Origin of the sequence: Roseibium sp., assembly GCF_050301095.1 — a bacterium.
In the GTDB taxonomy this organism is placed as follows: Bacteria; Pseudomonadota; Alphaproteobacteria; order Rhizobiales; family Stappiaceae; genus Roseibium.
This window is the reverse complement of the sequence record NZ_JBNKYW010000195.1, coordinates 1-4,783: the sequence shown is the minus strand read 5'-3', so window position 1 is coordinate 4,783 and position 4,783 is coordinate 1. Positions and strand designations below refer to the sequence as shown.

Here is a 4,783-nt window from a genome sequence, read left to right as displayed (position 1 = left end):
CGTCGCGCGTGGGATAAGTGGACGTGCAATGGTAAAGGCAGGCGATCTCGCCGCCAGCACCCTCGATCGTCTCTACCGCACTCCTGACCATGGGTAAATCGCACATGCCCGTCGAAACCAGCAGCGGACGCCGCGTCCGGGCACAGTGGACGAGGAAATCCCGGTCCGTCACCATCGCGGATGCGACCTTCAGGTAGGGCGTGTCGTATTGCATCAGGAAGTCGACCGACGGCTCGTCCCAGGGCGAGGCGAACCAGTCGATGCCGAGTTCGCGCGTCAGCTTGTCGATCGCGTCGTATTCGTCCTTGCCGAATTCTAGGCCCCGTTTCAGGTCGCCATTCGTGGGCCCGAAGACATTGTCCCGCAGCCTGGCAAGTTCCTCTTTCGTATAGACGATGTCGATGGTGCGCTTCTGAAACTTGACCGCATCACAGCCGGCGTCCTTCGCCCTGCGGATCATCTCGACCGCCTTGTCGATGTCACCGTTATGATTAATGCCGATTTCGGCAATCACATAGACTCGTTTGTCGGAGATCATGGCACAGCACCTTAGTCGTTGGCCGCCATCGCTCGTGCATATCTGCGGAGCGGACCTGCTAATTTCCTAAGCAACTCTTGCCATTGGCGGCTCTGTCTGTCCACCCGACAGCGAGCATATCATGAATCCGGCCCTTGCTTTCTTTGGAAAACTCGAAATTGCTTTCCAGAAACGATCAGGGCCCGCTGTTCAAGCGAGCCCCAAAACCTATTTATCCGAAATTTCAGGATCTTGATGCCTGACGGCCGACTCACCCCACGAACGCGCGTTCGACGACGAATTCCGCCGGCTTGTTGTTGGCGCCTTCCGTCAGGCCGGCTTCTTCCAGCAGAGCCTTGGTGTCGCGGAGCATGTCCATTGAGCCGCAGATCATGCCGCGGTCGACAGCCGGGTCCAGCGGCGGGACGCCGAGATCCTCGAACAGCTTGCCGGTCTTGATCAGATCGGTGATCCGGCCCTGACGCGGAAACTCCTCGCGGGTGACCGACGTATAGTGCACCAGCTTGTCCTTGGCGAATTCGCCGATCAGCGGATCGTTGACGGTTTCCTGATAAAGATCCTCGCCGTATTTCAGCTCGGCAACCTCTCGGCAGGTGTGGGTCAGGATCACCTGCTCGAATTTTTCGTAGGTGTCAGGATCGCGGATCAGGCTGGCAAAGGGGGCAATGCCCGTACCCGTGGAGAACATGTAAAGCCGCTTGCCGGGAACGAGCGCATCATTCACCAGCGTACCGGTCGGCTTCTTCTTCATCAGCACCGCATCGCCCGGCTGGATCTTCTGAAGATGCGAGGTCAGCGGACCGTCCGGCACCTTGATGGAGAAGAACTCAAGCTCCTCGTCCCAGGCGGGGCTCGCAATGGAATAGGCCCGGTAGATCGGCTTGCCGTCCACCATAAGGCCGATCATCACAAATTCACCCGACCGGAAGCGGAAGCTCGCCGGGCGGGTCATGCGGAAGCGGAACAGACGGTCCGTGTAGTGCTGGACGGTTTTGACTTCCTCAACGAAGACACCGGCCGGGGCTGCGGCTTCCAGATCGGCGGGTTTGGCAAGTACGTTCATATCAATCGAGATCCGTAACTCATCGCTCATTTCGAATTCCTGCCCCATGTATCACTAGTTCCGCCTTGACTTGAAGCAACTCCGATCCACGAAATCGACTTTGCGCAAAAAAATTATCCCAATTTGATCAGGTTTTAAGCGCAAAGGCGATTTTCAAGCCGACCTGGTGGCCAACCTCGTGTGAAAGTCCGGCATTTTGACGACAACTCGCGTCACGGCGCGCAGACGCTCACTCGAGAGAGGTCACGTCCGTCACGGTTTCCCGGAAATAATCGAGCTTTCCATCACTCTCGTGGCTTACGATGATTGTGGCGCTTTCGCAGTTGCACTGACGGACGCCGTAATAGAACCGGTGGGTGAAGCGGGTAACGAACCAACCGTCCCCCAAATCCAGCGAACTCATCCCGGTCACTTTCGTTCCCTTCGGAAAGATGTCCACCGCCAGTCTTTGCAGGACCGCGGCCATTTCCGCGAGGCTGGAGGCGGATTGCCACGAGACATCCGCCTCGTCATGAAAATGGTCGATGCGGAAGTCCAGGTTCTCTGAAAGACACCCGAACAACTCCGGGCTTTGTTTTTCGAAGTGGTCGAGAACGCGATGAATTGCGATCGGCTCGGATCGGGGCAATGGAAGGTCACGGGATAAGGTGGCGGTCATGGTACAACTCCTTGTTCTGCCGCAACACGCGGCGGATGACGGAATGGGTTGTGCCTCGCCGACAGTCCACAGTACACTCCTATGGAAGTTATCTCTTATATAGACCTTTCCTATGATTGAACTCACGCCTCTCAGATATTTCACGGCCTCTTTTGAACTTGGAACGATCAGCGCGGCCGCCGCCGCGCACGGGATCTCCCAACCCTCCCTGTCGCAAGCCTTGCAGAAACTGGAAGACACTCTCGGCGCTCCGCTCTTCCTGCGGACCCGCAAAGGCCTGAAGCCGACCGCGGAAGGACGGGATCTATACCGGCATGCGCAATCCATCCTCGGTGCGGTTGAAAAGGCGGAAACGAGATTTCGCCACAAGGGTCCCATTCGTGCCAGCCTCTACACGTCACCGGACATTCTGCTGGACCCCTTCCAGGGCTCCCTGCTGGCGTTGCGCCGAACCTATCCCGCACTCGAATTGCGGTTCGAAGCGGAAGCGGGTGCCGCGGAACTCGCGCTTGTGGACCGGAGCTGTTCCCCGGCCGGACACCGGTTTCACGAGCTTTTCCGGGAACCGTATGTATTCGCCGTGGCGAAGCGCCATCCGATGGCGGCCTTGCCTGAGGTCACCTTGCAGGACATTCTTGCCGTCCCGATGATCGCGCGCCGCTATTGCCCCTCCTACGAGGCCTTGCTTCGCACGCTTGCACTGGAGAACCTGTCATTCCCGATCTGTGCGGAAGCCGTTCATGACCGGCAGGTTCTTGAACTTGTGAGACTCGGCCTGGGTGCGGCCCTCGTTCCGGCAGGGCACGTCCGTTCGGAGGAGCAGATAACCGGCGTGCCACTCAGGCACACGGCGCCCTTCGACCGCCAGATCGGTCTGGCGGTCAAGAAGACGGCATTTGCCGATGAGCTGTTCCACACATGGATGAAAGGCTGGACACCCGTCCCGCGATAATTGTGACAATTCCAAGAAATGCATGGAATAGATCGTTTTTTATTTGACACATAAACACAAACTGCAAAAATTACAGACAAAATAAGACAAGCCGTAATAATACCTTCCAAAGAGGCCAAGTAAATGTCCGGACGCGCCCACGAAGAAACAGGCCAGTCTATAGCATTCGTCCTGATGGACCGGTTCTCCATGAACGCATTCGCGAGCGTCATCGAACCGTTGCGAATAGCAAACAGATTGCTTGGCAGGGACTATTACACCTGGACAACTTACTCCCTTGACGGAAACTCAGTGGAAGCAAGTAACGGATGCGAGGTATCTGTAAAGAAATCTGTTCGCGAACTTGTTGACGCAGATATTACTCTTCTTTGTACTGGTATCGACGTTGAACGGTTGCCTCTCGACGCGGATCTCGGCAACAAGCTGCGCCGTCTGAATGCCATGGGCCGAACCTTCGGGGCCATCTGCACGGGCGCCTATCTGCTGGCGCGCTACAATCTTCTGGACGGTCGCCGCTGCACCATTCACTGGGAAAACCTCCGGTCCCTGCGCGAGGAGTTTCCCGATGTCGAAGTCACTTCGGACATCTTCGCGATCGACCGCAACTGCATCACCTGTGCCGGCGGCATGGCCTCGCTCGACATGATGCTGCGCCTGATCGCCATCCAGCACGGTGCCTATCTCGCCCATGAAGTGGCTGAAGTCGCGCTTTACCAGAACATGCGCTCAGGCGAATCCGCGCAACGGCACGATATCGAGGCTCGCACAGGCATTTCCAACGCCAAGATCCTCGATGCCATCCGGATCATGGACCTGCATATCGAGGACCCGTTGAGCTGCCAGCAGCTGGCCATGACAGTGAACCTGTCTCCGCGCCAGCTGGAGCGCCTGTTCCGCCGCCATTTCAACTGCACGCCGGGTCAGTATTATCTGCGCCTGCGCCTTGAAACCGCGCGGGACCTTCTGCGGCGGACCAGCCGCCCGGTTCTGGATGTGGCCCTCGCCTGCGGCTTCGCCTCCACGTCCCATTTCACCAAGTGCTACCGCGAACGCTTCCTGTGCACGCCGACGGAGGAGCGCCAGTCCTACCAGTGGGCGAATACAAAAACCAATTCCGGTGTTGGTTCGGCGACGCCGATGCGTCTGGTCGCAAAGTAGACCGCCAAAGCCTACCGCCTGTCGAAGCGCCGCATGCTTGCGGCGCTTTTTTTATGCCGCGAGCCGCCAGAACCCGAGCGGAATGAGATAAAGACCGAGCAGAAGAATGGCGGCCAGGATCAACCGCCGGAACTGACTTTCGGAAACCCTGCGGCGTATTTTCTGCCCCAGCCACACACCGAGAAGAGATGGTGCGACGAGAGCGAAGGAAGCAAGCGCGCCCTCTCCGCTCATAAGCCCGAAGCTGCCCAGCGACAGGCCCAGGGCCACTGTCGAGAACAGGAACAACAGCCCCATCGCCTGAACGAGTTCATCCTTCGTCAGCCCGAGGGCCTGGAGATACATGACCCCGGGCACGGTATAGGACCCGGTCAGGCCCGATAAGGCTCCATTGATCAACCCAACGACGATGCC

The 4,783-nt window shown here is 58.0% G+C and carries 6 protein-coding genes; 2 read left to right on the top strand and 4 right to left on the bottom strand.

All coding sequences use genetic code 11. From position 1 onward, the window contains the following. From ACQY7U_RS17780 to ACQY7U_RS17770, 3 genes are all read right to left on the bottom strand, one after another. Positions 1–538: N-acetylneuraminate synthase family protein (locus tag ACQY7U_RS17780; protein WP_428647189.1), on the bottom strand; the 538-nt coding region annotated here is incomplete at its 3' end. A gap of 250 nt (positions 539–788) precedes the next feature. Then, on the bottom strand, positions 789–1,601 hold the full coding sequence (locus ACQY7U_RS17775; RefSeq protein WP_428647192.1) for a ferredoxin--NADP reductase: 813 nt from the start codon (positions 1,599–1,601) through the stop codon (positions 789–791). A 229-nt stretch (positions 1,602–1,830) separates the two neighbouring features. Next, positions 1,831–2,259, bottom strand: coding sequence for a hypothetical protein (locus ACQY7U_RS17770; RefSeq protein WP_428647186.1), 429 nt, complete (start codon positions 2,257–2,259; stop codon positions 1,831–1,833). Positions 2,260–2,371: 112 nt separating this feature from the next. On the opposite strand from ACQY7U_RS17770, the gene ACQY7U_RS17765 reads away from it, so the two are divergent. Both ACQY7U_RS17765 and ACQY7U_RS17760 read left to right on the top strand, forming a co-directional pair. Next, complete coding sequence (locus tag ACQY7U_RS17765; RefSeq protein ID WP_428647184.1) at positions 2,372–3,211, top strand: LysR family transcriptional regulator; 840 nt, start codon at positions 2,372–2,374, stop codon at positions 3,209–3,211. Between the two features lie 123 nt (positions 3,212–3,334). Continuing rightward, positions 3,335–4,369, top strand: a complete 1,035-nt coding sequence (locus tag ACQY7U_RS17760) for a GlxA family transcriptional regulator (RefSeq protein WP_428647182.1) — start codon at positions 3,335–3,337, stop codon at positions 4,367–4,369. A gap of 51 nt (positions 4,370–4,420) precedes the next feature. Here ACQY7U_RS17760 and ACQY7U_RS17755 read toward each other — a convergent pair. Next, positions 4,421–4,783 (bottom strand): sulfite exporter TauE/SafE family protein (locus tag ACQY7U_RS17755; RefSeq protein ID WP_428647179.1); only part of this gene is annotated, 363 nt, incomplete at its 5' end.